Raw genomic sequence first — 26,220 nt, forward strand, 5'->3', positions numbered from 1 at the left:
GTTGATTTCTAATTTAATTTGAACTTATAAATCCCTGCTGATTCCTTTCTGATTAAAATACTGTTATTGTTGACTTTAAATGCTTCTTCTAAAAGATAAATACGCTCCTTACCATCCACATCATTATACACCATATCATTTTCTCCGGTAATGATAAATGCGTGTCCTTCATCATCAATCTGTTGTTCTAAAAAGTCCAGTTTCAATCTATATTCCTGATGTGTTGCGTTAACTACCGAAAGTGTCAAATAATTTCCATCTTCCGTTAGGGTTGCGGCAATTTCTAAAGGTTGCGGAGCTCCACTAATAGCTAACGGTCTTGTACCGAATTCCTTTCGATACGTTTTTAAAACCAACCCGGTTCCTTCTAACCAGCTATCTGTATCTGTAGTTTTTATCGCTCCGATCACATTTACGGTCTGCGCATAATTTGCCATATAGTACATATCTGACTGGCGTGAAAATTCATTAAATCCTGCGGCGATACCCAGAGCATCTTTTAGAAAATATCTAGTTCCCAGCAAACCAAACTCATGAGGACCGTACCAATAATTCCATTCGTCTAATGCTATTTTAATATCACGATCTGCTATCTCTGAGATTTCCCTTCTGGCACGTTTGTGCTCTTCTGCAATTTCTCGAATCGCATCAGGTATTTGTTTTACGTGCGTCAATAGACCACCGGCGTGCCAATCCTGACGATAAAAATGCTCACTGATATAGGTCATATTTTCTGAAGTATTGGAGTACATCATATCATTCCATTCCCCCGGAAAACCTACAGCGATCAAGTCTATATGGGGATCTACAGCCCACATTGCTTCGGCAACCTTATTATGCTTTTTTACATAGTCTTCAACAGGCATATGCCCCAGTTGCCAATCGCCAAACATCTCATTTCCTACTGCCCAAAGCTTTACATCGTAAGGTTCTGCATGACCATTTTCTGCACGCCAGTTCCCCATTTTTGTCGAGGCATCGCCATTAAAATAAGCGACTTCATTAGCGGCCAATTCTGCATCTCCCAGACCGGTATTTACCGCTATATTAGCTTCTGCATTCAGAATTTCACAAAGCTTCATAAACTCGTGAATCCCAACATCGTTATATTCTAAACCATCCCAGGCACGTTCATAACGTGTGGGTCTTGCATCAGGATTACCTAAACCGTCTTTCCAATCATACCCGGAAACAAAATTCCCACCCGGCCAGCGATAAATAGGCGCATCCAGTTCTTTTAATAAAGCGATCACATCAGAGCGGAAGCCGTCTATATTATCATTAGGCATTAATGAAACTGCAGCAATCGTGACTTTACCAACACCTTGAAAAGAAATATTCAGCTTTGCAAGATCCCCAAAATTTGTAGTCGGTTTCAGTTCAAATTCTTTAGTTATAAAATTTTTACTTTCTGAGTTAATCAAGTCTAATGAGGTTGATGAATTAGAAGCTTCTAAATCAATAGAGACACCTGTAATGGCGCCTTCAGCTTTATAAACAATGCGACCAGTATAAGATTTATCAGCGTATAAGGAAATGGAGTCCTGATAAATAAGAACTGAATCATCTCTGATATCAAAAACCGGTAATGCCATTTCTGAAAACCCGTTTTTAGCATCTAAAGCAATCTTGGTTGTATCTACTGTTGTTTCCCATGGAGAATCGCTGGTTCCGGGCTTATGATAAAATTTTCGATCAGATAGCATTTCAGCCCATAAACCACCATAGATAGATTTACCCATATGCTCTATAAACTGTCCGTAGATATAGGGAGACATGGGCTCTTTTTCTTTTGATAAATCTATCAAAATTGCCGGTTGCAAAACTTGAGCAGAGATTTCTTCAACCTGAATTTCCTTAAAATAGGCTTTACCTTTTGCCGGGCCATTCTTACCCAATATACAGGCAATAATAAAACTATCATCACCTTCAGAATCAAATTCTATTGTTACAGGTGTCCAATCTGTTGTACCCGTAAAAACCGTATCGTTCTCAATTTCAAAATTCCCCAAATCAAAACCTGCTCCTGCATCCGTTTTTTCTGCGAATACATTTTCGGTTTTTATAAATCCAGTAACCTTATAATGTGCATACGGTTTAATGTTAATCTTCTTAAATACACGTCCTGCCTGAAGCGTATCCTGTGTAATTATCAAAACACGGGTCTCTGAATCGGCTAAACTCGTATCACTGTAATTCTCCTGATTACTCCAGTATTCGGTTTCCCAATTGGCTTCCTTAAAGTTTTGAGTAGTGGCTGGGGAGAGAATTTGTACAGTATCTGTTACAACTGTCTTAGAACAACTCAATGTTAAACAGAATAGCAAAAAAAATAAAGCCTTACGCATAAATATGAGTTTAATAAGTACCTACTGGGTTTAAATATTCCTTATAACATGTTGTTTCTAAAACAATCTTTCTAAATAACCTCTGCATAAAAATTAATTTCTTAAGTATTGCTTATTGAGAATCTATTGACTGCTTCTAATCATAATTATATCTAATTGATAAAATAACAGATTTTTACAACAATAAAATTTGCTGATATTAGCTGTAGGTTATTATATATTACCTAAAAAATACCGATAACTATTCCGTTGTAGTTAATAATGTATCAAATCAAACAAAAAGCGTTATAATAAAATGTTTTAATCAAAATGAAGTTTTATCAAATGTTAAAGTGACCTTTTAATGGTCTATAAGTAACCAATATTGATACGATATTACCCCTAAACTTGACCTGTATCTATTTTTAGTGCAAACTTTATAGCATAATTGTTACATATCATGAAAGTTCTCCCATTTAAAATCCCTAAGCCCGGAAAAGAAGCTCTGGTCTATCAAGAAGATCACGAAGACCGTTTTTATGACAAACTTCATGAACATGAAGAAATACAAATAAGCTATATCGCAAAAGGATCTGGAAGTTTGATCCTGGGTGATACCATCAATGAATATCACGAAAATGACATACTTGTTATTGGTGAACACATTCCACACGTTTTTAAAAGTGATGACAATGCCACCGATAAATCTATTATGTATACCCTCTTTTTTACTAAAAATTCTTTTGGTAAAGAATTCTTTAAACTAACTGATCTTACCGGAATTGATAACTTTTTCAACGAGGCAGAATACGGTATGAAAATCTCTTCTAATTCTGATGAACTGATAAGAAAATTCTCCCGTTTAAAGAATCAAAACCGCATTGAGCGCCTGGCCACTTTTTTACAGATACTTGACCGCATTCAACAGTCTGATAAAGTGCCTCTATCTTCTTTTGTATACCACAAAAAATATACAGAAATCGAAGGAAAACGAATGAATGATGTCTATGAGTATACCCTAAATCATTTTCAGGAAAACATCACATTAGACACGATTGCAGAAGTCGCTAATATGACAAAGAATGCGTTTTGCCGTTATTTTAAAAAGCGAACCAATAAGACCTTTTTACAGTTTTTAATCGAATTGCGAATTGAACATGCCTGTAAGTTGCTTTACAAAGAGCGGGAGCTTTCTGTTTCTGCAGTTTCTGAGCTTTGTGGGTTTCAGAACATAGCTAATTTTAATCGAAAATTTAAAGAGCTGAAGCACACTACGCCCACGCGTTACCGTATCAATGTAGCTTAATTGATCTTTAATAATAGTTGAGGATCAGGACAATTCTCCCGGTAGAAAGGCAGATTGTTGTGAGTAGTAACTCCCGGATAATCTCCCCTATAATGCTCGATATCTTTTATGATCTGAAAATGCAAATGCGGACTGTAATCACCGTTTTCACTTGGTTCCCCAAGGTGAGCGATTAAAGCTCCTGCTTTTACTTTTTGACCAACGGATAAGTTGTTTATAGATTCTCGCGATAGATGTCCGTAAAGGGTATAAAAGACCAAATCTTCAAATTGGTGTTTTAGCACAATACACGGGCCATAATCACCATAGTTACGGTTATCTTTAAAACTATGTATAATGCCTTCCAAAGCTGCTAAAATTGCTGTACCGGCACCACACCATACATCAAGCCCCAGATGAATGTTGCGTTTCAAATCTGGATTATCATTATTAAAATAAATGCTTCGGTCGTAGATGTTTCTTTTTTCTAAATATCCGCCGTAAGCTACCTGACCACCGGTCTTAGCTAAAAAAGTTTTGATGTAAACCTGTATCGCTTCCGCAGAAGTGGTATCAACTTCTGCTAAAACTGTATTGGTCACTGAAAGATCTAAAAAACGATAGGTATGTGCCTTATAAGCTGCATCCACCACAGGAGTAAATGTAGTAGTCAACTTAGCTAAACGTTCTAAAAAAACTGCGTGTTCCATCGCGCCAAAAATACAATTATCACACAACTATAAGGCATAAAAAAGTCCGTTCTGGCAGGAACGGACTTTGAAACAATTAAAACTAAAACTCAATTAAGAGCAATATCACTGTACTTAGATGATATTGCAATTATACTGTCTGTATTACGGGATTTATAAAAACCGTTAACCATACTGCTGTTATAGCCTTCCATCACTTTTGCATCTAAACTTTTAGGGTAGTTTAAGCGGCTGCGGACACCGTTAAAATTAAAATGGAACGGTGTTTCCGGGAGATTAAGTACCACATCGCTATTCTCTACACTAATATTTAAGGTCTTAAAATTCTTGCCTAATTTAGGGATAGATAACTCTCCAAAACTTCCTGTGATCACAGCGGTATCTTCTAATTCTTTAATAACAATACTGCTTGCACGAGAATCTATATTGATACTCTTTGCTTTTTCAATCACACAATTTTTAAGGTAACTGGCTCGTAAAGTGCCGTAATCCCAAGATGCTACATCCACCGGGCTATATGCCACATTGATCAAAGTCTTATCTCCAGAAATAGTCTCTGCGATAAAATCACCGTGAGCAAGATTCACACGTGCATTAGTAGCCGACTCAATCTGAATATTACCGTGACGCACATTGAGATCTAAGCGTGCTTCTTTAGGCATATGCACAATTATCTTGCGCTTGTATGAACCTTTTGGTTTTGATGCTGTCACAGCCGGAGAATCACCACTAAAACTATAGGTCATTTGAGTGCTCACATTCCCATTAGCATCACGGGTAACCGTTTTCTTTAAACTCCCGCCTTGCTCTTCTGCCATTTGTTGCAGTTTTTGAGCAAAATCATTGCTCCATCCTTGCATTGCTTTACCTACATTTTGACCCATAGCGGCCATATCACTTTCTAATGCACGGCCGAAATTAGCTCCTAATGCTTCCGCAGAACCACCAAACTGCTTACCAAAGCGTTCTCCCCAGGCTTTCATATCATCACCAAAATCATCTCCCCAGTCCTCTATATCCTTACGCCATTTTTCTACCTGATTAAGATTTACGTTAGTACCGTATTTCTTATTCATAGCGGCTACATAGGCTTTTTTATTCTTGTTATATTGCGCGCTGTCAAAACTCATCTCTTTTCCGAAAGGAGATCTTGGCATACCTAAAAGGCTACTGCCTGCAATACCTTGACCAGCAGCTACTTTTTTCTTGTTGTTTTGCTCCCACTTCTTCATTACCACGTCAAAGTCTTCACCAAAAGTCTGTTCTACTTTACGCTTGTATTGCTCCAGATATTTGGTGCCATCACGTTTGTACGCCTGGTAATCAAAAGAAATCGCATTCATTCCTTTATAGTATTCAGCGGGTAATTGCATTGAAGAAAACTGCTCAAGCATCGGGCTGATCATATTTTGCATCACCGGTTTCATCATTTGCATAGAAGAGGAAATGAGATCGTTTACTCCACGCATTTGCGTATTGCCTAAGGCAACAGTAACCGCTGCAGGTGCTCCCCTGCTAATGATGCGTACTCCAGAGCTATTGCCCTGAACGCTTATTTGCCAGCTTTCTAAAAGCTGTTCGATTTCTTCTTTAGAAAGATCTTCAGATTCTATAACCGCTTCTACTGCTACTTCATTTTTGTTCCAGTCATCAAAAACCACATCTGCATATTGTGTATCTGCAATAATAGCAGCATCAGAACTCGTAGAAAAACGCTCATCAAGCTTCGTGGTCTTGGTCTGTGCAATCCCTTGCGGAATAACACAAACAGCAGCTAAAAGGGTTACATAAAAATTAACAATGATTCTCATTATTATAGGGTGTTGGTTTGAATCTCACTAGATTGAGACTCTTGTAATTCATTCAATTTTTCTTTCAATTTGGTCAAAAGATCCAAGCGGAACTGCAGGTTATCTATTAAAGCCTGTATGTTCTGGTCGTTTACTCCGGTCTCTACTAAATCTGCGTTGAGACGATCGTATTCTTGGTTCAATTCTTCTAGCTGCCCCATAAAGGCATCTACAATTGCTTTGTTGTCTTCCGTTACGTTGAGTTGGGCCAGTTCCATATGAATACTCGCTAAATAGCGATCTTCAATCTGCTTGTATTCTGGTGAAAAATCACTCAGTTGAACTTTAGTGGTTTCTGTAGTTGCTACAGAATTGGCTTCTACTTGTTCTGGTTCTTGGGTAGTACCAGACAACGGGTTGTTAAGCAATAAGCCTGTTACTGCAATGAGTACAACAAGTACTGCTGCGATTTTCATCCAGAGATAACCTTCTGCCTTTGCTTTTTGTTGTGCGCCAAAGTTAGCATCAAGCCGCGCATTAAACCGCGCTTCATGACCTCTCTTAAGCCCTTCAGAAGGGATGCTTAAATCATTTTTAAACAGTTCTCTAATATCCTGTGCCATGATATTTTGTTTTTAATTTTTCCTGCAATTTTTTCTTTCCGCGGTGAACCAGCGTACGTGAAGCCACCTCGGTTATTTCTAATATTTCTGATATTTCCTGATGGTCATAGCCTTCTATTAAGAAAAGCATCACAGCATAGCGATACCGTTCTGGCAATTCTTCAATAGCTTCTTTGATCTGATCTAGCGTAATCCCATCATCTACAGACCAGTCATTATACTCATCTACAGTACCTAATACTTGTTCGTTGATAGCAACAAGCTCTAGCTTTTTGGCCTTCAGCATATCGATACTTTTATTGATCACGATACGTTTTAACCAGGCTCCAAAGGTTACTTCACCATTGTACTGATGCATCTTTGTAAAAGCCTTTACAAAGCCTTCTTGCATCGCTTCTTCAGCTTCAAACGAGTTCTTCAAAAACCGAAACGCCACGTAGTACATGCCTTCGCTGTATTTGTTATACAGCTGCATCTGCGCCCGCCGGTCGTTTTGCTTACATCGTTCAAGTATTTCGGTAATTTGCAAAATGGTATTTGGTTAGTTGCTAATTCCTTTTATAAGGACGAACTGATTTCGTCTGCGTTGCAAAATTGTAATTAAATAATTTAGATAAACTATGAGTGGCTGGTTATTTGATTCTGAAATCGAAAATAGAATAGAATGAAAGGACTTTATTTTGTGATTTTAATACTGCTTTTAGGACTGAATTCATGCGCTCCTAACCCTTAGAGATTACCGAAGCTGCTCAAGATCCTAAAATTTTATATTTCCCTAATGAAGAACTTTTTAATTCATTATATCAAGAAAAAATAGTTCTGGATCTGGATAATTTTAAAACCTATAAAGATCTAGCCGCAGTAATGGATAAAAATTCCTGTAACGGAAAAACCAACATTCTAAGTTTTACAGACAACAATTATCAGTTAAAAATCGCTATTCATAAATCATGCTCATAGCGAAGTATAATGGCGTGCTACAGTCATGTAGATTTCTTTGATTTTCAAAATGACTCCTTAAGAGAAACCTTCAAAAACAATATTTCTCCTGAATTATTTATTTTAAAAGTTCAAGAGACATTAAATACTCAAATTAAATCTAGATATTTCAGTAAAGAAGAATTAAGAAGTGTTTTGGTGAGTATTCACTATTCTAATGACAGGCAAAAACACTTCAATAGAAAATTTTAAAAACACGTTACACAAATACAATGACTGAGGATCAAGATGCCTATCGGTTACAAATTCCTTATTACTTGGAAATTGACAAAACCAATAGTATACCCCCGCCACCGCCAATTCCTAAAAATTATCACCCATAAAAAAAACCCGCTCTTTAAGCGGGTTCTTAATTCTGAAAATAAGCTTAAACTACTCGTCTAAAAGCAGGTTTAATGTCACATCAATATTATCCATCGTAGCACGAGAATACGGGCAAACTTCGTGAGCCTCATTTACAAGTTCTTCGCCTTCTTCTACATTTACGGTAGGCAGGTAACAATCTAACACAACGGCCAATTGAAACATCTCTTCTTCGTTTTTACCAATTTTTACAGTTGCAGTGACAGTATAATCACCAAGATCTACTTTTTTCTCACGAGCTACGTGTGCTAGTGCACTACCAAAACAAGCCGAATAGCCGGCTGCAAAAAGCTGCTCAGGATTGGTTCCTTCTCCTCCTGCACCACCAAGTCCCTTAGGCACAGATAAATTAAAGTCTAAAGTTCCGTCGTCTGATGAAACACTGCTGTCGCGACCACCGGTTGCGGTAGCCTTCGCTTTATATAAAGCTTTCATATTTAGAATTTTTCATGGATTAATAGTTGAATATACCAATACTGCTTTGAGGAATCAACGCGATATTCTTAAAGATTTCCCAAAAATAAGTTTTACTCTTTTTTAGGGGATTATTTTAATTCACATTCTATCTATCGTATTCTGACCTTTGTATTTTCAAATTTCTCCTACCTTTATACTGCTTAAAACAGATCAAGCTTGAAACCTAAAAAAACTAAACATATCCATTCCGCGTCTGCAGAAAAGATAATAGCGAAACGTAAAAAAATACTACAGGCTGAAGATCTTATTTCAAAAATAAGCAACGGAAACACCACAGCTTTGAGCCAGGCAATCACCCTTATTGAAAGTACTGCTGTTAAGCATCAGCAAGTAGGACAAGTCATTTTAAAAGGGTGTCTTCCTTATTCCGGTAATTCAGTACGCATAGGAATTACAGGTGTTCCCGGCGTGGGTAAAAGCACCTTTATTGAAGCGCTCGGCACACATTGTATTAATAAAGGAAAAAAACTAGCAGTCTTAGCTATAGACCCCAGCAGCTCAATCTCGCACGGAAGTATCCTTGGCGATAAAACCCGTATGGAACAACTCGCTACTAACCCCAAAGCTTTTATCAGACCTTCTGCTGCGGGAGACTCTCTGGGCGGTGTAGCCCGCAAAACCCGGGAAGCAATCATACTTTGTGAAGCGGCCGGTTATGAGGTGATTTTTATAGAAACCGTAGGTGTAGGTCAGAGTGAAACAGCGGTGCATAATATGACCGATTTCTTTTTACTGCTGAAATTAGCCGGAGCGGGTGATGAATTGCAAGGCATCAAACGAGGTATTATAGAAATGGCAGATGCGCTTATCATTAACAAAGCAGATGGAGAAAACCTAGCTGCAGCTAAAAAGGCTAAAACGGCATTTGCAAAAGCTTTGCATTTATTTCCGGCAAAAGCTAGCAAATGGCAACCCCGCGTTGCGTTGTGCAGCGCTCTCGAAAATCAAGGCATAACAAGCATCTGGGAACTTATTGAAGAATACCTCAACCTGGTAAAAAGCAATGAGTTCTTTGCTGAAAATCGAAAAAACCAAAATAAATACTGGTTGCAAACCAGTATTGAGAATGCGTTGAAAGATGATTTTTATGGAAACGCTGAAGTTCAAAATCAATTACCAAAACTTCTAGGTGATTTGAATTCAGGTAAAATTACCGCTTTTCAGGCTGCGCAGGAATTGTTGAAAAAAGCTAAATGAAATTATTATTTGCCGGACTTCAATCTTTTATACCGTTTTTCATTCATACGATATTTTAAAAATGCCATTACCAGTCCTAAAACCAATCCAAAGATCGCATATTCTAAAAATATATACAGATCAAAAATTTCCTTAAAGATAAAAGTGAGAACTAATTTATAAGTCACGGTCAGCAGTACGATCTGGAGAATTACACCTAAGAAAAAGGATACTTTAGACGCGCGTTTTACTTGCCAATCTTTTACGAACTTTCGGTCTTTTTCATTCAATCTCATACGCACTAAACCTCTTTAGTTTTAAAACTAGTCTACAAATTCTTTACGGTACCAGGCAATCTGCTTTTCTAAACCTTCCTTCAATGTGGTAGACGGATTGTAATTCAGCAAACGGCGGGCTTTCTCAATATTGGCTTTGGTAAACATCTGGTCTCCACCACGTTTAGGTACAATATCTTTACGGATCTTGGTATCTAATAATTCTTCAACAATTGTAAAACCTTCTGCAGTAGTGTGCTCCTGCTCTGTCCCCAGATTGATCACTTCGCCATCAATGGCATCTTCTTTACCAATCACACTTACCACGCCGTCTATAATATCATCTACAAAAGTAAAACTACGTACGTGCGCTTCACTTCCTTCAAATAGAGGAAATTCCTGATGAAAAAAACCACAGCCTATCAACTTGGTATACAATTTCTCAGGCCGTTCTCGTGGACCGTAAACTGAAAATAAACGCAGCGAACAGGCTTTCATCTTTTGCTCCCGCGTTTTAGACAATACGATTTGCTCAGCAGCAAGTTTGGTAACACCATAAAAAGAAGCCGGCTCTGGTGCTGCATCTTCAGTTAAGGTTGCACGTAAACCGTATATAGAAGAAGTAGATATATTAGTAAACAGCTTTAACCCCTCACATTTTAATGCAAAATCTATCAAATTCTTGGTCGCTACCAGGTTATTCATCAGATAATCTTCAAAACTAGAAGTCGCTGCTATACCGGGTTGTGCTGCAAAGTGAAAGATGTAATCAAAATCAGTATCCAGCTTTTTATAATCTTTAGGCTCTCGCAGATCTACCATCACAATTGGGATTCCTGCTTCCTTAAGATCTTTGGCATTTCGATCCTTTAAATCCGGACTGTAATACGGTGAGAAGTTGTCTATTCCAACTACTTCAAAATCCATTTTTTTTAAACGTTCGGCACAATGCGAACCTATAAAACCGGCTGCACCGGTTACTAATGCTTTCATACTAATACGTTTCTTTTAAAAATTTAGCGTAGCTAAAACGATGCAACAGTTGCATTAACCAGCCAATGAGCGCACCGATCAACATCCCCGTCAACACATCTCCGGGATAATGCACACCCACATATATACGACTGTATCCTACTAAAATTGCCCAAAACAACAAAAGGGGAAATATCCATTTGTATTTTGCCTTAAGCAACAAGCCTACAAAAACAGCTAAAGCCATTGAGCTTGCAGCGTGTGCCGAAAAATACCCAAAACTTCCACAACGAACAGCTATAAAGCGCGCTTGCTCCATAATGCCTTCTTGACCGCAGGGACGCAAACGCTCAAAACCATGCTTAAAAACATTAGCAAGTTGATCTGTAGCTGTTATCAATAAAGCGACTGTTACTAAAGTAAGAAGTGTTCCTTTAACGCCAAAGCGTTTAAAAATCAAGAACAATAAAACTGCATAAAGCGGGATACTCGACCATTTATCGGTAAGAAAAAGCCAAAACGGATCCCAAGTCTCTGTCCCCAGATTATTGAGGTAAAGAAACAGTTCGTAGTCCAGTTGCTTCAACGCGTTCATCTACTCTTCTTCGTAGCGTGCAACCTCCCTGTCGTAAAAATCTGTTGCTGCCTGAATTAATCCTTCTGCTTCTGTTGCGAGTTCGTCCTCATCATTTTTATCAAAATCTTCAAACCACTCTACATCATCGGTTTTCAAATCGATTATAAATCGTGGAAAATCGGTGTGCAAAACAAAAATAGATTCGGGATAATCTGTATTATCGCCCAGTATAAACTTAGGAAGTTCCATAGTTAAGTTGTTATTTTTAAACAATCCGCCAGACCAGCGAAGTATTCAATTGCTGTTGCCGTTTCCATTCCTGATAAAAAAACACGAATCAGAAATGGGACTGCAAAGGTAAGTTTAGTTTACAGAATTCACCCAATAATCAAGATTTTAATACGAACTGATCAGTCCACATCTCAAGCTAGAATTCTAGGAAAATCTTACAGCGTTGCCTCACTTGATCAGAAATAAATAAGATGAAGTTTTTATATCTTATCTTCGTCCACAGTTTTACAAATCCTATTTTTTTACGTTTTATGCAGCCCACAACCATTTTACTACTCATTGCAGGCTACTTTATCACCTTAATGCTGGTTTCTTATTTTACCGGTAAAGGCGGATCTAACGAAGACTTTTTTAAAGCAAGTAAACAATCGCCGTGGTATTTAGTCGCTTTCGGAATGATTGGCGCTTCGCTTTCAGGTGTTACGTTTATTTCAGTTCCGGGTTGGGTAGAAGCCTCACAATTTAGCTATTTTCAGGTGGTCCTGGGATATACAGTGGGTTATGCCGTGATCAGTTTAGTATTGCTGCCGCTGTATTACAGACTCAACTTAACCTCTATCTATACGTATTTAGAAGGTCGCTTTGGTACTGCATCCTATAAAACCGGCGCTTCCTTCTTTTTATTAAGTCGGGTAGTTGGTGCAAGTTTTAGGCTATATCTCGTGGCTAATGTGTTGCAATTGTTGGTTTTTGACAGTATGGGCGTCCCGTTTTGGGTTACGGTTACCATCACGATTTTACTCATCTGGTTGTACACCTTTAAAAGCGGAATTAAAACCATTGTATGGACAGATACGCTGCAAACCCTTTTTATGCTTACTGCACTGGGAGTTGCAATCTATTTTGTCTCTGCTGATTTAGGGCTGAATGCCGGATCTATATTCGATTTTATTGCCGAAAGCAATAGGAGTCAAATGTTCTTTTTTGACGACTGGAAGAGTCAGGATTTCTTTTTTAAACAGTTTATTAGTGGAGCTTTTATTGCAATTGTAATGACCGGTCTTGATCAGGATATGATGCAAAAAAACCTCACCTGCCGAAGCCTTAAAGATGCTCAGAAAAACATGTTCTGGTTTACACTGGTACTCACCGTAGTAAATTTTATATTTCTTGCTCTGGGTGTGCTGCTTACCGTTTACGCACAGAAAAACGGCATTGAAGCTTCTAAAGATGATCTTTTCCCTTTTATAGCAACAAAAAGCGGACTTGGGTTCGGGATTGCTATTTGTTTCATTCTGGGGCTTATTGCTGCCGCATATTCTAGTGCAGATAGTGCGCTCACCTCGCTTACCACATCTTTCAGTATAGATATTTTAGGTATCGAAAAGAAATACGATCAGGCCAGACAGGTAGCCATCAGAAAAAAGATTCATATCGCTGCTTCAGTAATTCTGGTGCTGGTAATTATTGGATTTAAATATTTAATTGCAGATGAAAGCGTGATCGCAAAACTCTTTGTTTTTGCCGGTTATACGTATGGACCATTATTAGGGTTGTACGCTTTCGGTCTTTTTACAAAATGGAATGTCAAAGACAAATGGGTTCCACTCGCCGCAATAGCCAGTCCTATACTAGGCTACATAATCAGCGATCTGAGTATGCAGTATCTCAATTTTGAATTTGGTTTCTTTATTTTAATCCTCAACGGATTACTAACCTTTTTGGGTCTAGTAGCTATTCGTACTCAAAAGCACTAAAGTACAGGCAGACTCGGCTTCAATCCCTGCAGTTTCCAAAATTTTATAAAATTCCGGGTTTTCAGTACCGGGATTAAAAATCACCCGTTTGGGCTTAAGCTCTAACAGATACTCGTAATATTCTTCTTGACGCTGCGCATTGAGGTACAATATCACCGTATCTATACCTTTCAGATCAGGTTTTCCGGTTTGAATGGTTATCCCCGCAACGGTACCTTCTCGCAAGCCTATTGCAACTACAGGCTGTTCCTTTTGTACCAAACGATTGATCGCCATATAAGAATAACGAATGGGTTTTAAGGAAGCACCCAGAACCAGCGTTTTTTTTGCTTTCATAAATCAAAGTTAAATGATTATAGCAGGTGTAACAATATCTTTTTTAAATGGTCTATGTAATAGAAGTCGACTTCCAAGTTTGAATCGTTTAAAATTAGTTTTGATGGTTAGTGTTAATTTCTAACGTTCAGGCTTGAAAACCCGGGATTTAGCGGTCCCGGGTTTTCTTTATTTTATAACCAAGTACTTTTATACGCAACTTTAAATTCCACACCCTTCACAAATTCTTTAAATTCAAGATATTAGCATATATAAAATTTAGATTCTCAAATAAATTTAAATTTTACTGTAACAGATTTAGAACATGTTCGTCTTTTAATAAACCGCTAATCACGGGATACTTTGTTTCTGCTAATATGCATTACAAAGTATTATGTTAAATCATCTATCAAAATCGAACAGTTATGAAATCTAACCAAGGGCTATTCAGCCTACTTTTTATTTTATGTACAACGTTGCTTTTTGCACAGCCCAAACCCACAGATGTGGTAACCGGTTCTGTAACGGGAGTTGTCATAGACGCAGACCTCAATCAGCCCATTCCTTATGCTACTATCGTCATTAGTAAATCAAATGGCGAAACGCTTACTGGTGGAATCACCAACGATGATGGCGTATTTGAAATCAAAAAAATACCGGAAGGGATCTACACGCTAAAAGTTCAGTTTATAGGCTATGAAGCTTTTGAACGTGACTTAAAAATTGACCGTCAGCACCGAGAGCACGATATGGGCAAACTCAATTTGAGTCCGGTTGCAGCAGAACTAGACGCGGTAAATATTGTTGCAGAACGCACTACCATTGAGCAAAAAATTGACCGCAAGGTTATTAATGTGGGAAAAGATCTCACGACTGCAGGAGCTTCTGCTGCAGATATTATGAATAACATTCCCTCAGTAAATCTTGATCAGCAATCCGGAGCACTTACGCTGCGCGGAAACAGTAATGTACAGGTTATGGTTGACGGTAAATTATCTAACATTCCACCAGACCAATTATTGAAGCAATTGCCTTCTAATTCGATCAAAAAAATAGAATTGATCACCAATCCTTCAGCCAAATACAATCCTGATGGAATGAGCGGGATCATCAATATTGTATTGCACAAAAATGTGAACATAGGTTTTAACGGAGACGTGAGTGCCGGATTAGCTTACGAGAAAAATCCACAATTCAACAGCGGTTTAAATCTAAACTACCGCAACGGTAAATTCAACCTGTATTCTAATTACAGTAATACCATCGCAAAGCGCGCTAATTATGGTACTATTTTTCGTGAAGGTGATAATTCTACTCAGTTTTTTGATATGCTAAATGATCAAAACTCACACCTATTAAAAGTGGGACTGGATGTATATTTAAATGACAAAAACACAATTTCGTTATTTACTTCTCAAAACAGCTTTAAAGGCGAGCCGGGCGGAACCATCAACATTGTGTATGCTGATGATGCTACGCGTAATTTGCTTCAGGATTTTGGAGCGGATATGGACAATTATTCTCAACAGTATAACTTTGACTACAAATTGGATTTTGAAAAAGAAGGTCACAATATTGAGTTTGAGGCAGACTACAACACTTTTGATGCTGATGAAGATACTTATTTTGATTTTACAGGAGCCACTCAGCTTTCTGACTACGAAGATTTTGTAGATACTAAAAGAGACCGAACGACTCTAAATCTGGATTATGTAAATCCGTTATCTGATAGTGAAAAGTTAGAATTGGGACTTCAGGCGATCTTGTTCAATACAGATATTGGCTACAGCAGTACGGGTCAATCATTTAACGCAAGCGGAAACCTCATCCCTACTCCTAATACACAGTTTGATTACAGCAGAGATATTTATTCGGCTTATGTGACCTATGGTAAAAGTTATGAAAAATGGTCTTATCAGGCAGGCGTGCGTGCAGAGCAGGTAAATGTTGCCGCAGATACCAATAGCGTAAGAGCATTTACTAATGATTATTTTGAGTTGTATCCTTCGGCTTATGTGACCTTTAATCCTTCGGAAAAAAACCAATATCAGGTAAGTTACAGCAGGCGTATAGACCGCCCTGGAGTTGGACAAGTAAACCCGATTAGAGAATGGAGTTCGCCTTTGGTTACCGAATATGGTAACGTAAACCTAAGACCGCAGTTTACCAACTCCATTGAAGCAAACTATACCCGTTCTTTAGAGAAAGGTAGCATTACAGCCGGCGTTTTCTACCGAATGATAGACGACCTGATCAATCAAGCAGTATATGTAGACCGTTTTAATCTGGATCGGATGGTGTTGACCAATGACAATTTTGATGCTACGACTGCCTATGGTTTTGAGGTAAGCAGCAATTACAAGCCGTTAGAATGGTGGAGTATTAATGCTAGTTTTGATTTGTTTAATCAAACACAAATGGGCATCACAGAATCTTTAGATCCTAATATTGAAAACCCAACAACTGCAGATATCACACAGAACACTAAAGAGATTGAAAATACGGTTTATAATGTACGTATGATCAACAATTTTACCGCAACCAAGCAATTGACATTTACTGCTTTTGCGATGTTTAGAGGGCCACAAAAAGGTATTCAGTTCTCTAACAAGTCGATGTTTATGACAAACATAGGGGCTCGCTACTCCATTTTTGAAGGTAAAGGAACAGTAAGTTTAAATTACAACGACATCTTCAATACGATGAAAGCACGCTTTACAGCTACCAATCCTTACGCACTACAGGGACAATTTAACTGGGAAAGCAATACGGTTTATGTAGGGTTTAACTACCGTTTTGGCGATAGTAAGTTCCGTGCTAAAAAACGTAAAAGCCGGGAAGACAATGTAAAAGACGACAACGGAATGTTTTAACAAAATTTTAAATAAATTGTTATATTATCATTTTTTTTTACCATATTTGATAATATTACCAACCAACCTGTTAAAAACTACGGTTATTGTTTATTAGATTTAGCCGTCTTCGTATAAATAACCATTTAATAGGTATAAAAAACCCGAAGCGCTTGCTTCGGGTTTTTGCATGTATATACACTGTGTATTTCTAGAGTTTAGAACGCAGGCTTTCTGCATCAATAGCTCCGTGAGAAGTATGATACACCGCTGTTCCGTTTTTGATAAGTAAAATTTGCGGACTCTCATGCTGTACATTAAATTTTTCTGCTATTGCACTGCTGATATCACGATGTGCTTTTAAGTCTAAGAAATAAGGTTCTATTTCCTTCTTATCATAATCATACGCACGCTCAAAACTACGCAACGCCATTTTACTGATTCCGCAGGTGGTGCTGTGTTTAAAAATTAAAACCGGTACAGCATTAGAAACCTCAACAATCTCTTCCAACTGTTGCTCACGTTCTAGCTGAATCCAGTTCATTTCTTTTAGTTCTTCTTTTGCGATATCTCTCGCACTTTTAAACTTGTCAAAAAATCCCATAACACTATTCTTTTTAATTTCATTAACGCTCATTATCATAAAGCGTGGGTAACTTTACTTAAGGTCAATCTCAAAAAACAAAGCGTTAAGCCTGTAACTTCGATTAAAGACTCCAAGTATTTTAATCCCTATTAACGGGCAAATTTAAAGAAAGAAACCGGGCTTTTCTACTAAGAAAATCCAAACACTCCAACCGACAAAAAGTCGGTTAAAATCAGGCAAAAACTGACGAAAAGTCGGTTAATTTCTATGGTATAGTAGTTGCCATTGCTTAGCAGAAATCAATACAGTAATCCTCTCAAGAGGCACAAACATATAGACACGATGAACTTTAATAATTTTACAATCAAATCACAAGAAGCCATACAGCAGGCTCAGGCGCTTGCCCAGGGGTATGGCCATCAGCAGATTGAGAATGAGCATATTTTTAAGGCTATTCTTGAAGTTGATGAGAATGTAACTCCGTTTCTATTGCAGAAACTGGACGTGAATATCAATTTGCTCAAACAGATATTAGAAAGCACACTTACCAGCTTTCCTAAAGTAAGCGGTGGCGATATTATGCTGTCTCGCGAAGCCGGTAAAACGGTGACCGAAGCGGGTAACATCGCCAAGAAAATGAATGATGAGTATGTTTCGCTGGAGCATCTTATTCTCGCGATTTTTAAATCGAGTTCTAAAATAGGGCAGATCTTAAAAGATCAGGGCGTTACCGAAAAACACCTCAAAGCAGCGATTGAAGAATTGCGTAAAGGCGACCGCGTGACTTCGCAAAGCGCTGAAGAAACCTATAATTCGTTAAGCAAATACGCTAAAAACCTCAATCAGTTAGCGCGTGATGGAAAGCTGGATCCGGTAATTGGTCGCGATGAAGAGATTCGCAGAATTTTGCAGATCCTTTCGCGTAGAACCAAAAACAACCCGATTCTTGTAGGAGAACCCGGTACCGGTAAAACTGCAATTGCAGAAGGTCTTGCCCACCGTATTGTTGACGGGGATGTTCCCGAAAACCTTCAGGAAAAACAGATCTGGGCGTTAGATATGGGTGCGTTGATTGCCGGAGCCAAGTATAAAGGCGAATTTGAAGAGCGCTTAAAAGCCGTGATCAAAGAAGTGACTGAAAGTGCAGGAGATATCGTCTTGTTTATTGACGAGATTCATACGCTAGTTGGTGCCGGTGGCGGTCAGGGTGCAATGGATGCGGCAAATATCTTAAAACCTGCTCTCGCTCGTGGCGAATTGCGTGCGATAGGTGCCACCACTCTTGATGAGTACCAAAAATACTTTGAAAAAGACAAAGCTTTAGAAAGACGTTTTCAGAAAGTAAATGTAATGGAACCGGATAATGAATCTGCGATTTCCATTTTACGTGGAATTAAAGAGAAATACGAGACCCATCATAAAGTTCGCATTAAAGACAATGCGATCATTGCAGCTGTGGAGCTTTCACAGCGCTATATCACCAACCGGTTTTTACCCGATAAGGCGATTGACCTAATGGACGAGGCGGCTTCAAAAATGCGTATGGAAATCAACTCTAAGCCGGAAGAGCTCGATGTTTTAGACCGAAAGATTATGCAGCTAGAGATCGAGATCGAGGCGATTAAACGTGAAAAGGACGAGAGCAAACTCAAGTCCCTTCACGCAGATTTGGCGAACTTAAAAGAAGAGCGCAACGAGATCAACGCCAAGTGGAAAAGTGAAAAAGATGTGGTTGACAATATTCAGAATGCAAAACAGGATATTGAAAACTATAAGCTCGAAGCGGAGCGTGCTGAGCGCGAAGGAAACTACGGTCTGGTAGCAGAATTACGCTACGGCAAGATCAAACAAGCTCAGGAAGAACTTGAGAAATTGCAGGTAGCTTTGGCCGGTCAGGGGGAGAATACCTTGATCAAGGAAGAAGTTACCAGTGAAGATATTGCAGAAGTTGTCGCAAAATGGACCGGAATACCGGTGACCAAAATGCTGCAAAGCGAGCGCGAGAAACTCCTTCATCTTGAAACCGAACTCCACAAACGTGTGGTTGGGCAACAGGAAGCGATTGTTGCAGTGAGTGATGCGGTACGCAGAAGCCGTGCCGGCCTGCAGGATCAAAAACGACCTATTGGTTCGTTCTTATTCCTCGGGACCACCGGTGTGGGTAAAACCGAACTTGCAAAAGCGCTGGCAGAATACCTGTTTGATGACGAAAACAACCTGACCCGTATTGATATGAGTGAATATCAGGAGCGTCACAGCGTGAGCCGTCTGGTAGGTGCGCCTCCGGGATATGTGGGTTATGATGAAGGCGGACAATTAACAGAAGCCGTACGTCGCAAGCCTTATTCGGTGATTTTACTTGATGAAATTGAAAAAGCACATCCCGACACGTTTAACATTTTATTGCAAGTACTTGATGAAGGTCGACTTACAGACAACAAAGGCCGCTTAGCCGACTTTAAAAACACCATCATCATTATGACCTCTAATATGGGAAGCCACATCATACAGGAGAAATTTGAGAGCATCAAAGATCCCGAGACTGCGATGGAAGGTGCTAAAGTAGAAGTACTGGGGATGTTGAAACAGACCATACGACCAGAGTTTATAAACCGTATTGACGATATTGTGATGTTTACACCGCTTACGCGAAAAGACATCAAGAATGTTGTTGGTTTACAACTCAAAGGCGTGACTAAAATGCTGAGCAAACAAGGCATCACCTTAGATGCTACGTCTGAAGCTATTACCTATCTCGCAGACAAAGGCTTTCAGCCGGAGTTTGGGGCTCGCCCGGTAAAACGTACGATTCAGAAAGAAGTGCTCAACCAGCTTTCTAAAGAAATCCTGAGTGGTAAGGTAACTACAGACAGTATCATTTTACTGGATGCCTTTGATGACGAACTCGTGTTCCGCAATCAAAACGATCTGGTCAATAACGACTGAAGAGCTCTGGTTGTCTAATAACTTAAAAGCGGTCACTGAATAGGTGGTCGCTTTTTTTAGTATTGGGTTGTGGCGTTGATAACTTTGGATTAAAAAACACTGATAACCTGAATGTTGAGTAGTTAAATTGATAGTTTTAAATGATTCGTAAAGTATTGCGATTTAAGAGCAACTCTAAAAATGGAAAAAAATCGGCTTCAAATAAATAAACCGTGACTAATAAGAAAAAAAATCTCGATTAGCTAATCAAAAATTATATGCCCTTCTTCAATGAATTTGGTATGCCCGAGAAGAACATTGTCAATCATTATGAAGTTTGGAAAAAAGAATGCTCCATAAGTATAGAAAATTATTTATGGTATTTATTCAATATTCTACTAGATGAAAATGCCAAACAGACAACCAACCTTATAGATTTTTACAAGCGAAATGCGAAAATTTATTCTCAAATGATTTTCATTTAGGAGAAAGGTTGAAAATAAAAAAGCTAATGAGATTCAGAAAGCGTACAACTTTAATCAACTAAATCTTGACTTAGAATCAATGAAAGATTCAAGACTAGAAATTGAATTTATAATTGTTGGCGTAAATGATTGTAAACAAAGTGAACGAATCTCAAATAAACTAATTACGAAAGAATAGGCCTTACTAAATAATACGATTCCTTATGAAGCATGCTCAAGGAATACAGGCTGTGTTTGCCTTGTTACAATCAGGCCCAAACGACACTCTAATGGAAAATTAATTTGGAGAGAATGACACTTTGATTTCCTATATTACCTCACGATTGTATCTTGTGATAAATAATTAAAATTAGAGCACTAAGTAAAAAAAGTTCCCCTAGTTGCCGCGCGATTGTATCGCGTGGTAATTAGTTACAATTATCTAAACCGAAACAACGCTATCATACATTAGGCACAATCTCAAAACAGTATTTTCTTGAAAAAATCTATTTACTTTTTACTGTTGATCCTGTTTTTAATAGGAATTCCGTTGTTTTATTTGATGGGAATAAATACTTCAGTAAGTCTGAAATATGAGACCGAATCAGAGGGTTGCATTTCACAAGTATCTGGAACGGATTTATGCTTTCAACATGACGTGTTTGTTGCTCTATTTTATTTATGCATTTTATTAGTATTCTCATTGCTTATCTTTTCAAGAAGGCTGCTAATAAGAAAATCTGAAACCTTAAGATGTTTCCGCGCATTTGCATCGCACGATAAAAACTAACCAAGCCAAAACTTAACCTTAACCCAACTACCCTAAAAACCCAATACGTTAAGGGGCATTTCCTGTAAAAAATTAAGAGCGATTCCGTTTTTAAAAAGGGTTAACTACACTGATTCTATTATATAGCCTCACAGGTTGCCGCGCGATTGTATCGCGTGGTAAGCAGTTAGAATCATCTAAGCGCGATGCAATCGCGCAATAGCCTAGAAAAAAGGCAATCTTAGCGCAAGAAAATTTCTAAGACTATGCTTAAATTTCAGTATTTTAGATAGACTGATGTAATAAGCCGCGCGATGCAATCGCCCTTAGCTGCCGCACGATTATATCATTTGAAAGAAGCTTGAATAATCAATGCGCGATGCAATCGCGCAAAAGCAACGTAAAAAAAACTAATCTCATGTTGCCGCGCGATTGTATCGCGTGGTAAGCAGTTAGAATTACCCTGGCAAACAGTTAGAATAAACTCTGCGCGATACAATCGCGCAAAAGCAAATTAAAAAACAAACTAACCTCGTGTTACCGCGCGATTGCATCGCGTGGTAAGCAGTCAGCCTCACTCCTAATTAATAAAACTGTACAGAAGCAAATAAAACCGTTAACCCAAGCGACAGAAAATTTCTAAGGCAACGCTTATATTTTCAGTATTTTAGATAGACAGTTGTATCAATCAGCGCGATACAATCGCGCTGAAGCAACAGCAATAATGCTAGAGCAGCTTTTTGACTGAAAGAATCCTATGTAACATGAGCCGAAATTATAAGTTTCATAATCCCGATGGTTTATACTTTGTAAGCTTTGCCGTGGTGGAATGGCTTGATGTTTTTAGCACGGACAACTATAAAGATATTTTAGTAGACAGCCTTCGTTATTGTCAGACCCATAAGGGTATGGAAATCATTGCCTGGTGTATTATGACCAATCACGTGCATTTAATTTTCAGGAGTATTGCAGGACAAAAGCCGGAACAGCTTTTAGGAAATTTTAAACGCTTTACCAGCAAAGCGGTGGTAAAGGCCATTCAAAAAAATACAGAAGAAAACAGAACAGCGTTTTTACTGCAACAGTTTAAAAAGGCAGCCGAAAAATCATCTAATGTCAACAGATATCAATTCTGGAGGCACGACAACAAACCTATTGAATTGTGGAGCAACCATGTAATTTGGCAAAAAATAAATTATGTTCACAACAATCCTGTAAAAGCAGGTTTTGTTGAAAACGCGGAAGACTATAAATACAGTAGTGCCGCAGATTATAACGATGAAAAAGGGATTTTAGATGATGTTCTGATATTTCAGTACTTTGGATAAAATTTTAAAACAAGAATTTGGATTAGGTAAAACAATTGTGAGTCTGAAATTAGCTCAGTAAATGGTTTAAAAAAACAGCAATAAAAACAAAATAACAAACCGGTAACTGGTCAACCTATTTCATTATAAGATACAATCATAGTTTTTCTAATTTGGCAAAACCAACTGTCTTTCTATAATTATCAGGAGAAACACCTACTTTCTTTTTGAAAAACCTACTAAAATAAAATTCATCATCATAACCTAGATTTGCTGCAATTTGTTTTAAAGGTTTTGAGGTTAAATAAAGTTCCCGTTTGGCTTCTATTATTATTCTATTGCTAATCAAAAAGCTAGGTGTTTGCTGCAAATATTTTTTTACAATCTTTGCTAATGTTTTTGTGCTAACACATAAAGCATCAGCGTATTCTTTTGGTGAATGTAATTCGCAGTAATTATTTTCAATAGAATCTACCAAATTTTGTAATATTTCGGATTGACTATCAGAAAATTTGGGAACAATATCTTTATCAAATTCCTTTTTTTGTCTCACTGCTTCTATTAAAAACACCTTTAAAAAAGCCACTAGAACTTCATGTTGAGCAATAGAATCTCTATCCATCTCTTTTGAGATTTGGTCTATGAGATTGAAAAACAAGGCTTCTTCAGAAATCTTAAAATGAGGTAAGCCGTGAAAGTTATTAAACAAAATTCCTTCTGTTTCGATTTCGTTCTGATGACGATACGTGCAAAAAAAATCAGGATGAAAATTTAATAACCAGCCCGAACAAGATTCTTTAGAAGAAATCATAAAGGGTTGGTATGGCGACAAAAAAATCATTTGGTTGCCTTGCAGTTCATAATGAGAAAGATCTACGTTTAACGTATAGTTGCTTCCGTGTAGCAAAATAATAGAATAATAATTTTTTCGCTGTAAATGGTCAAATTGATTAAGATTTTCAAACCGTTCTAGTCTAAAGGCTAATTCACCATTTTGCTTATCAATAATAATCTGAGCCATAAGAATCTATTTCCTTTTTTAGTATCCTTAAAAAGAAAGGAGTGTTTACTACACTCCTTTCTAAAGATAATTACTTTGAAGCTATAATGTCTATTTTCTGAATTGCCGATGCTTGAAAACCTTCTAAAAGAACGGGAGCATTTTCCATAAGTGCTGCAGCAACTTTACCCGTTAAGTGGGCGTCTCTACCTGAATCATCTCCAAAAGTATCAAAGATTGCATAAGTTGTTGCATCTATTTTTAGAGCATACCAGGATACTGTTTTTGGCTCATCACTAACTAGTTGTTTTCCTGCATTAAGAAAGTTTTCGACATCTGCTGTCTTTGTTTCTTTAGATTTCATGATTACAAGCAAGCCTTTGTTTTGTAATCCAGACTTATGATTAGATGCCAATACATCTATTGCTTGAATATCTGTGTCAGCATTAAAATCTTCCAATAAATCACCTGCATTTGCTAATAATGCCTTGGCAACTTCTCCTTGTAAATGTGCTTGCCTTCCTTCTTCAACTTGAAAGGTGTCATAGATACCAAAAGTTTTACTATCTACCTGAAAGGCAAACCAGGATACTGTTTGAGGTTCTTGATTGACAAGTTCTAATCCATCAAGCAAAAAGTTTTTGACGTCTTGCTCTTTTCCTGATTTTGCCTTCATAATTACTAATAATCCGATTGTTTCATTTTTTGTACTGTTCATAATATTTTTGTTTTTAGCTTTAAAATGTTTGATTTGAAAACCCCGGTAAAAAAACCAGGAGCGTTAATTATAATGAAACCATAGTTTTCATTCTTTCTTGTTATAATACAAATTTGGGAGGAAATAAGGAACTGTGGAATGGATGTTTATTACTATGGCATGGACGATTTTCAGAAAAGCAATACTATTATTGCAATATGCACATACGTTTGTTCATTGGAAAATGCTGCAGTTCGGGTTTAAAATCAAAAGCACAAAGGAAGTTATTGGGCAAATCCCACGATTAGTAGTTGGTGGTGTAAAATCATTTGTGGGTAAAATACCTGTGGGAAATCCCGGAGGCGCTAATGTCCCGCCTTTAAAAGCATTTCCCATAGACAGCGAACTTCAAAGCATCTTTGCAAAAGCAGGAATAAACGTACACTAAAAACACCCCCGTTGGTGCGCGATTGCATCGCGTGACCTCTAGTTAGAATCATCTCAGCTCGTTACAATCGTGCAGAAGCAACGAAAAAAACTAATCTCATGTTGCCGCGCTACCTGTCCCAATGCATTTAGGGAATTGCATCGCGTGTGAAGATCCAACCTCCTACCCCAAAAACCCAATACCTTTAGGGGCATTTCCTGTAAAAAATAAGAGCGACTCCCTTTTTAAAAAAGGGTTTACTACACTGATTATCTAACACATAGCCTCATTAAGTTTACTTAACAGTAATATTCATTAAAACTTTTAAGCTATGCCACATTATGCACAGGGAACTTCAGGATGGACAAAATTAAAAGGGTATCAGGCCCTATGGGATCCTAAAATTGATTTGGGTAAATTCTATTTTACCACATTTAAAGGAAAAAGAGAGGAAACTCCTTATATGACCGCAGAAAATTTCGCCCGGGTTATCGATATCCTTAGAAACGAAACCCCGGTATATGGAAACGCCAGTACAGGATCTGTAACCACTCAAGCCGAAGAAGTTGGTGAAGAAGAGAGTTAGTAGCAAGAAACGCTCAGATACTCTTTATCTGCCAACCAGAACTTAAGCTAAGCCTACATGAAATGTGTAGGCTTATTTTTTCACACCTTTTGCTGCGCCGGTATCACCTCGAAAAAGATAGAATAAGCTAAGCGCGATACAATTGCGCAGGCATTAATCGTATTTTAATTAAGAATCACCCCTTCCCCTGATACTTCGGGTCGTAATCAATCATCCATTCAATACCGTATTTGTCGCGAAACATCCCAAAATAAGAATCCCAGACACTATCGGCAAGTGGCACTTCAACCTCTCCGCCTTCAGACAGTCCGTTATACAGGTGGTCTGCTTCTTCCCTACTGGCAGCACTGATTGAGATTTTACTTCGGTTTTCTTTGATGTTTAAAGGTCCAATGGCAGGATGAATATCACTGGCCATTAAAATATCGTCTTGACCTATGGGTAGCGCGATGTGCATAATGCGGTCGCCATCTTCCGCGCTAAACGGAAAATCAGGATTGGGAGGCATATCTTTAAAGCGCATCACCATTACAAACTCCCCTCCAAAAACCGATTTGTAAAAATAGAATGCCTCCTCGGCATTACCGTCAAAATGAATGTATGGATTGATTGAAGCCATAATGTTTAAGAAATTGGTTGATATTAAACTTAAAATCAGCAAATACTGCTACTCTAAAATACTTAAGATTTTGATACGTTTAATCGAAGTTTCTCAATAAATAGAACGCTT

The 26,220-nt window shown here is 38.1% G+C and carries 23 protein-coding genes; 8 read left to right on the forward strand and 15 right to left on the reverse strand.

The genetic code is table 11. The features are described from left to right. Positions 1–8: 8 nt before the first annotated feature. Positions 9–2,348 carry an alpha-L-arabinofuranosidase C-terminal domain-containing protein gene (locus DSM02_RS15520; protein ID WP_128766475.1) on the reverse strand — a complete coding sequence of 780 codons (2,340 nt, stop codon included), beginning with the start codon at positions 2,346–2,348 and terminating at the stop codon, positions 9–11. 439 nt (positions 2,349–2,787) lie between these two features. Here DSM02_RS15520 and DSM02_RS15525 point away from each other — a divergent pair, with 439 nt between their 5' ends. Beyond that, positions 2,788–3,633, forward strand: coding sequence for an AraC family transcriptional regulator (locus DSM02_RS15525; RefSeq protein WP_128766476.1), 846 nt, complete (start codon positions 2,788–2,790; stop codon positions 3,631–3,633). On the opposite strand, the gene DSM02_RS15530 is transcribed toward DSM02_RS15525, so the two are convergent. From DSM02_RS15530 to DSM02_RS15550, 5 genes are all read right to left on the reverse strand, one after another. Beyond that, positions 3,630–4,322: a peptidoglycan DD-metalloendopeptidase family protein gene (locus DSM02_RS15530; RefSeq protein WP_128766477.1), complete on the reverse strand. Its 693-nt coding sequence runs from the start codon at positions 4,320–4,322 to the stop codon at positions 3,630–3,632. The two genes, DSM02_RS15525 and DSM02_RS15530, sit on opposite strands and share 4 nt — an antisense overlap. Before the next feature lie 89 nt (positions 4,323–4,411). Next, positions 4,412–6,133 carry a DUF4097 family beta strand repeat-containing protein gene (locus DSM02_RS15535; RefSeq protein WP_128766478.1) on the reverse strand — a complete coding sequence of 574 codons (1,722 nt, stop codon included), beginning with the start codon at positions 6,131–6,133 and terminating at the stop codon, positions 4,412–4,414. A gap of 2 nt (positions 6,134–6,135) precedes the next feature. After that, complete coding sequence (locus DSM02_RS15540) at positions 6,136–6,735, reverse strand: hypothetical protein (RefSeq protein WP_128766479.1); 600 nt, start codon at positions 6,733–6,735, stop codon at positions 6,136–6,138. Beyond that, the gene (locus tag DSM02_RS15545) at positions 6,719–7,210 is read right to left on the reverse strand and encodes an RNA polymerase sigma factor (protein WP_128760715.1); all 492 of its coding nucleotides are present in this window, start codon (positions 7,208–7,210) and stop codon (positions 6,719–6,721) included. The genes DSM02_RS15540 and DSM02_RS15545 overlap by 17 nt, the downstream gene beginning before the upstream one ends. Positions 7,211–8,106: 896 nt before the next feature. Next, positions 8,107–8,532, reverse strand: coding sequence for an organic hydroperoxide resistance protein (locus DSM02_RS15550; protein WP_128766480.1), 426 nt, complete (start codon positions 8,530–8,532; stop codon positions 8,107–8,109). A gap of 198 nt (positions 8,533–8,730) precedes the next feature. On the opposite strand from DSM02_RS15550, the gene meaB reads away from it, so the two are divergent. Continuing rightward, on the forward strand, positions 8,731–9,771 hold the full coding sequence (gene meaB / locus DSM02_RS15555; protein ID WP_128766481.1) for a methylmalonyl Co-A mutase-associated GTPase MeaB: 1,041 nt from the start codon (positions 8,731–8,733) through the stop codon (positions 9,769–9,771). Between the two features lie 5 nt (positions 9,772–9,776). Here the strand turns inward: meaB and DSM02_RS15560 are convergent, their stop codons facing one another. Genes DSM02_RS15560 through DSM02_RS15575 form a run of 4 tightly spaced genes read right to left on the reverse strand, consistent with a single transcriptional unit; the run spans position 9,777 to position 11,823 of the window. Then, positions 9,777–10,046, reverse strand: coding sequence for a hypothetical protein (locus tag DSM02_RS15560; RefSeq protein WP_128766482.1), 270 nt, complete (start codon positions 10,044–10,046; stop codon positions 9,777–9,779). Positions 10,047–10,073: 27 nt separating this feature from the next. Continuing rightward, positions 10,074–11,018 carry an NAD-dependent epimerase/dehydratase family protein gene (locus tag DSM02_RS15565; RefSeq protein WP_128766483.1) on the reverse strand — a complete coding sequence of 315 codons (945 nt, stop codon included), beginning with the start codon at positions 11,016–11,018 and terminating at the stop codon, positions 10,074–10,076. Position 11,019: 1 nt separating this feature from the next. Next, entirely contained in the window at positions 11,020–11,592 is a 573-nt protein-coding gene (locus tag DSM02_RS15570) for a phosphatase PAP2 family protein (protein WP_128766484.1), read from the reverse strand. Continuing rightward, positions 11,593–11,823, reverse strand: coding sequence for a hypothetical protein (locus tag DSM02_RS15575; protein ID WP_128760368.1), 231 nt, complete (start codon positions 11,821–11,823; stop codon positions 11,593–11,595). Between the two features lie 293 nt (positions 11,824–12,116). Here DSM02_RS15575 and DSM02_RS15580 point away from each other — a divergent pair, with 293 nt between their 5' ends. Continuing rightward, a complete protein-coding gene (locus DSM02_RS15580; RefSeq protein ID WP_128766525.1) occupies positions 12,117–13,562 on the forward strand; it encodes a sodium:solute symporter in 1,446 nt (481 codons plus the stop codon). Here DSM02_RS15580 and DSM02_RS15585 read toward each other — a convergent pair. Further along, on the reverse strand, positions 13,533–13,898 hold the full coding sequence (locus tag DSM02_RS15585) for a CoA-binding protein (RefSeq protein WP_128766485.1): 366 nt from the start codon (positions 13,896–13,898) through the stop codon (positions 13,533–13,535). The two genes, DSM02_RS15580 and DSM02_RS15585, sit on opposite strands and share 30 nt — an antisense overlap. A gap of 404 nt (positions 13,899–14,302) precedes the next feature. Between DSM02_RS15585 and DSM02_RS15590 the strand changes: the two genes are divergently transcribed. Further along, positions 14,303–16,750 (forward strand): outer membrane beta-barrel family protein, encoded by a 2,448-nt coding sequence (locus tag DSM02_RS15590; RefSeq protein ID WP_128766486.1) that lies wholly within the window; start codon positions 14,303–14,305, stop codon positions 16,748–16,750. A 190-nt stretch (positions 16,751–16,940) separates the two neighbouring features. Here the strand turns inward: DSM02_RS15590 and ytxJ are convergent, their stop codons facing one another. Continuing rightward, positions 16,941–17,333 carry a bacillithiol system redox-active protein YtxJ gene (gene ytxJ / locus DSM02_RS15595; RefSeq protein ID WP_128766487.1) on the reverse strand — a complete coding sequence of 131 codons (393 nt, stop codon included), beginning with the start codon at positions 17,331–17,333 and terminating at the stop codon, positions 16,941–16,943. A gap of 324 nt (positions 17,334–17,657) precedes the next feature. Between ytxJ and clpB the strand changes: the two genes are divergently transcribed. Next, entirely contained in the window at positions 17,658–20,261 is a 2,604-nt protein-coding gene (gene clpB, locus DSM02_RS15600) for an ATP-dependent chaperone ClpB (protein ID WP_128766488.1), read from the forward strand. Between the two features lie 1,976 nt (positions 20,262–22,237). Beyond that, positions 22,238–22,801 (forward strand): REP-associated tyrosine transposase, encoded by a 564-nt coding sequence (locus tag DSM02_RS15605; protein ID WP_128766489.1) that lies wholly within the window; start codon positions 22,238–22,240, stop codon positions 22,799–22,801. Positions 22,802–22,937: 136 nt separating this feature from the next. Here the strand turns inward: DSM02_RS15605 and DSM02_RS15610 are convergent, their stop codons facing one another. Together DSM02_RS15610 and DSM02_RS15615 are read right to left on the reverse strand one after the other, a co-directional pair. Then, positions 22,938–23,801 (reverse strand): helix-turn-helix domain-containing protein, encoded by an 864-nt coding sequence (locus tag DSM02_RS15610; RefSeq protein WP_128766490.1) that lies wholly within the window; start codon positions 23,799–23,801, stop codon positions 22,938–22,940. 70 nt (positions 23,802–23,871) lie between these two features. Further along, a complete protein-coding gene (locus DSM02_RS15615) occupies positions 23,872–24,498 on the reverse strand; it encodes a putative quinol monooxygenase (RefSeq protein WP_128766491.1) in 627 nt (208 codons plus the stop codon). Positions 24,499–24,640: 142 nt separating this feature from the next. Between DSM02_RS15615 and DSM02_RS15620 the strand changes: the two genes are divergently transcribed. Further along, positions 24,641–24,925, forward strand: coding sequence for a DUF3703 domain-containing protein (locus tag DSM02_RS15620; RefSeq protein WP_128766526.1), 285 nt, complete (start codon positions 24,641–24,643; stop codon positions 24,923–24,925). A gap of 310 nt (positions 24,926–25,235) precedes the next feature. Further along, positions 25,236–25,490 carry a hypothetical protein gene (locus DSM02_RS15625; protein ID WP_128766492.1) on the forward strand — a complete coding sequence of 85 codons (255 nt, stop codon included), beginning with the start codon at positions 25,236–25,238 and terminating at the stop codon, positions 25,488–25,490. A 175-nt stretch (positions 25,491–25,665) separates the two neighbouring features. Here the strand turns inward: DSM02_RS15625 and DSM02_RS15630 are convergent, their stop codons facing one another. After that, a complete protein-coding gene (locus DSM02_RS15630; protein WP_128766493.1) occupies positions 25,666–26,109 on the reverse strand; it encodes a VOC family protein in 444 nt (147 codons plus the stop codon). Positions 26,110–26,220: the final 111 nt, after the last annotated feature.

This window comes from Leeuwenhoekiella polynyae, assembly GCF_004104075.1.
Lineage (GTDB): Bacteria > Bacteroidota > Bacteroidia > Flavobacteriales > Flavobacteriaceae > Leeuwenhoekiella > Leeuwenhoekiella polynyae.

Coding starts and splice junctions, on each gene's coding strand:
- DSM02_RS15625 (WP_128766492.1), top strand. CDS start 25,236: ATGCCACATTATGCACAGGGAACTTCAGGATGGACAAAATTAAAAGGG.
- DSM02_RS15610 (WP_128766490.1), bottom strand. CDS start 23,801: ATGGCTCAGATTATTATTGATAAGCAAAATGGTGAATTAGCCTTTAGA.
- DSM02_RS15605 (WP_128766489.1), top strand. CDS start 22,238: ATGAGCCGAAATTATAAGTTTCATAATCCCGATGGTTTATACTTTGTA.
- DSM02_RS15520 (WP_128766475.1), bottom strand. CDS start 2,348: ATGCGTAAGGCTTTATTTTTTTTGCTATTCTGTTTAACATTGAGTTGT.
- DSM02_RS15560 (WP_128766482.1), bottom strand. CDS start 10,046: ATGAGATTGAATGAAAAAGACCGAAAGTTCGTAAAAGATTGGCAAGTA.
- DSM02_RS15590 (WP_128766486.1), top strand. CDS start 14,303: ATGAAATCTAACCAAGGGCTATTCAGCCTACTTTTTATTTTATGTACA.
- DSM02_RS15585 (WP_128766485.1), bottom strand. CDS start 13,898: ATGAAAGCAAAAAAAACGCTGGTTCTGGGTGCTTCCTTAAAACCCATT.
- DSM02_RS15530 (WP_128766477.1), bottom strand. CDS start 4,322: ATGGAACACGCAGTTTTTTTAGAACGTTTAGCTAAGTTGACTACTACA.
- DSM02_RS15540 (WP_128766479.1), bottom strand. CDS start 6,735: ATGGCACAGGATATTAGAGAACTGTTTAAAAATGATTTAAGCATCCCT.
- DSM02_RS15620 (WP_128766526.1), top strand. CDS start 24,641: ATGTTTATTACTATGGCATGGACGATTTTCAGAAAAGCAATACTATTA.
- DSM02_RS15580 (WP_128766525.1), top strand. CDS start 12,117: ATGCAGCCCACAACCATTTTACTACTCATTGCAGGCTACTTTATCACC.
- DSM02_RS15570 (WP_128766484.1), bottom strand. CDS start 11,592: ATGAACGCGTTGAAGCAACTGGACTACGAACTGTTTCTTTACCTCAAT.
- DSM02_RS15575 (WP_128760368.1), bottom strand. CDS start 11,823: ATGGAACTTCCTAAGTTTATACTGGGCGATAATACAGATTATCCCGAA.
- DSM02_RS15535 (WP_128766478.1), bottom strand. CDS start 6,133: ATGAGAATCATTGTTAATTTTTATGTAACCCTTTTAGCTGCTGTTTGT.
- DSM02_RS15545 (WP_128760715.1), bottom strand. CDS start 7,210: ATGCAGCTGTATAACAAATACAGCGAAGGCATGTACTACGTGGCGTTT.
- DSM02_RS15565 (WP_128766483.1), bottom strand. CDS start 11,018: ATGAAAGCATTAGTAACCGGTGCAGCCGGTTTTATAGGTTCGCATTGT.
- ytxJ (WP_128766487.1), bottom strand. CDS start 17,333: ATGGGATTTTTTGACAAGTTTAAAAGTGCGAGAGATATCGCAAAAGAA.
- DSM02_RS15525 (WP_128766476.1), top strand. CDS start 2,788: ATGAAAGTTCTCCCATTTAAAATCCCTAAGCCCGGAAAAGAAGCTCTG.
- clpB (WP_128766488.1), top strand. CDS start 17,658: ATGAACTTTAATAATTTTACAATCAAATCACAAGAAGCCATACAGCAG.
- DSM02_RS15630 (WP_128766493.1), bottom strand. CDS start 26,109: ATGGCTTCAATCAATCCATACATTCATTTTGACGGTAATGCCGAGGAG.
- DSM02_RS15550 (WP_128766480.1), bottom strand. CDS start 8,532: ATGAAAGCTTTATATAAAGCGAAGGCTACCGCAACCGGTGGTCGCGAC.
- DSM02_RS15615 (WP_128766491.1), bottom strand. CDS start 24,498: ATGAACAGTACAAAAAATGAAACAATCGGATTATTAGTAATTATGAAG.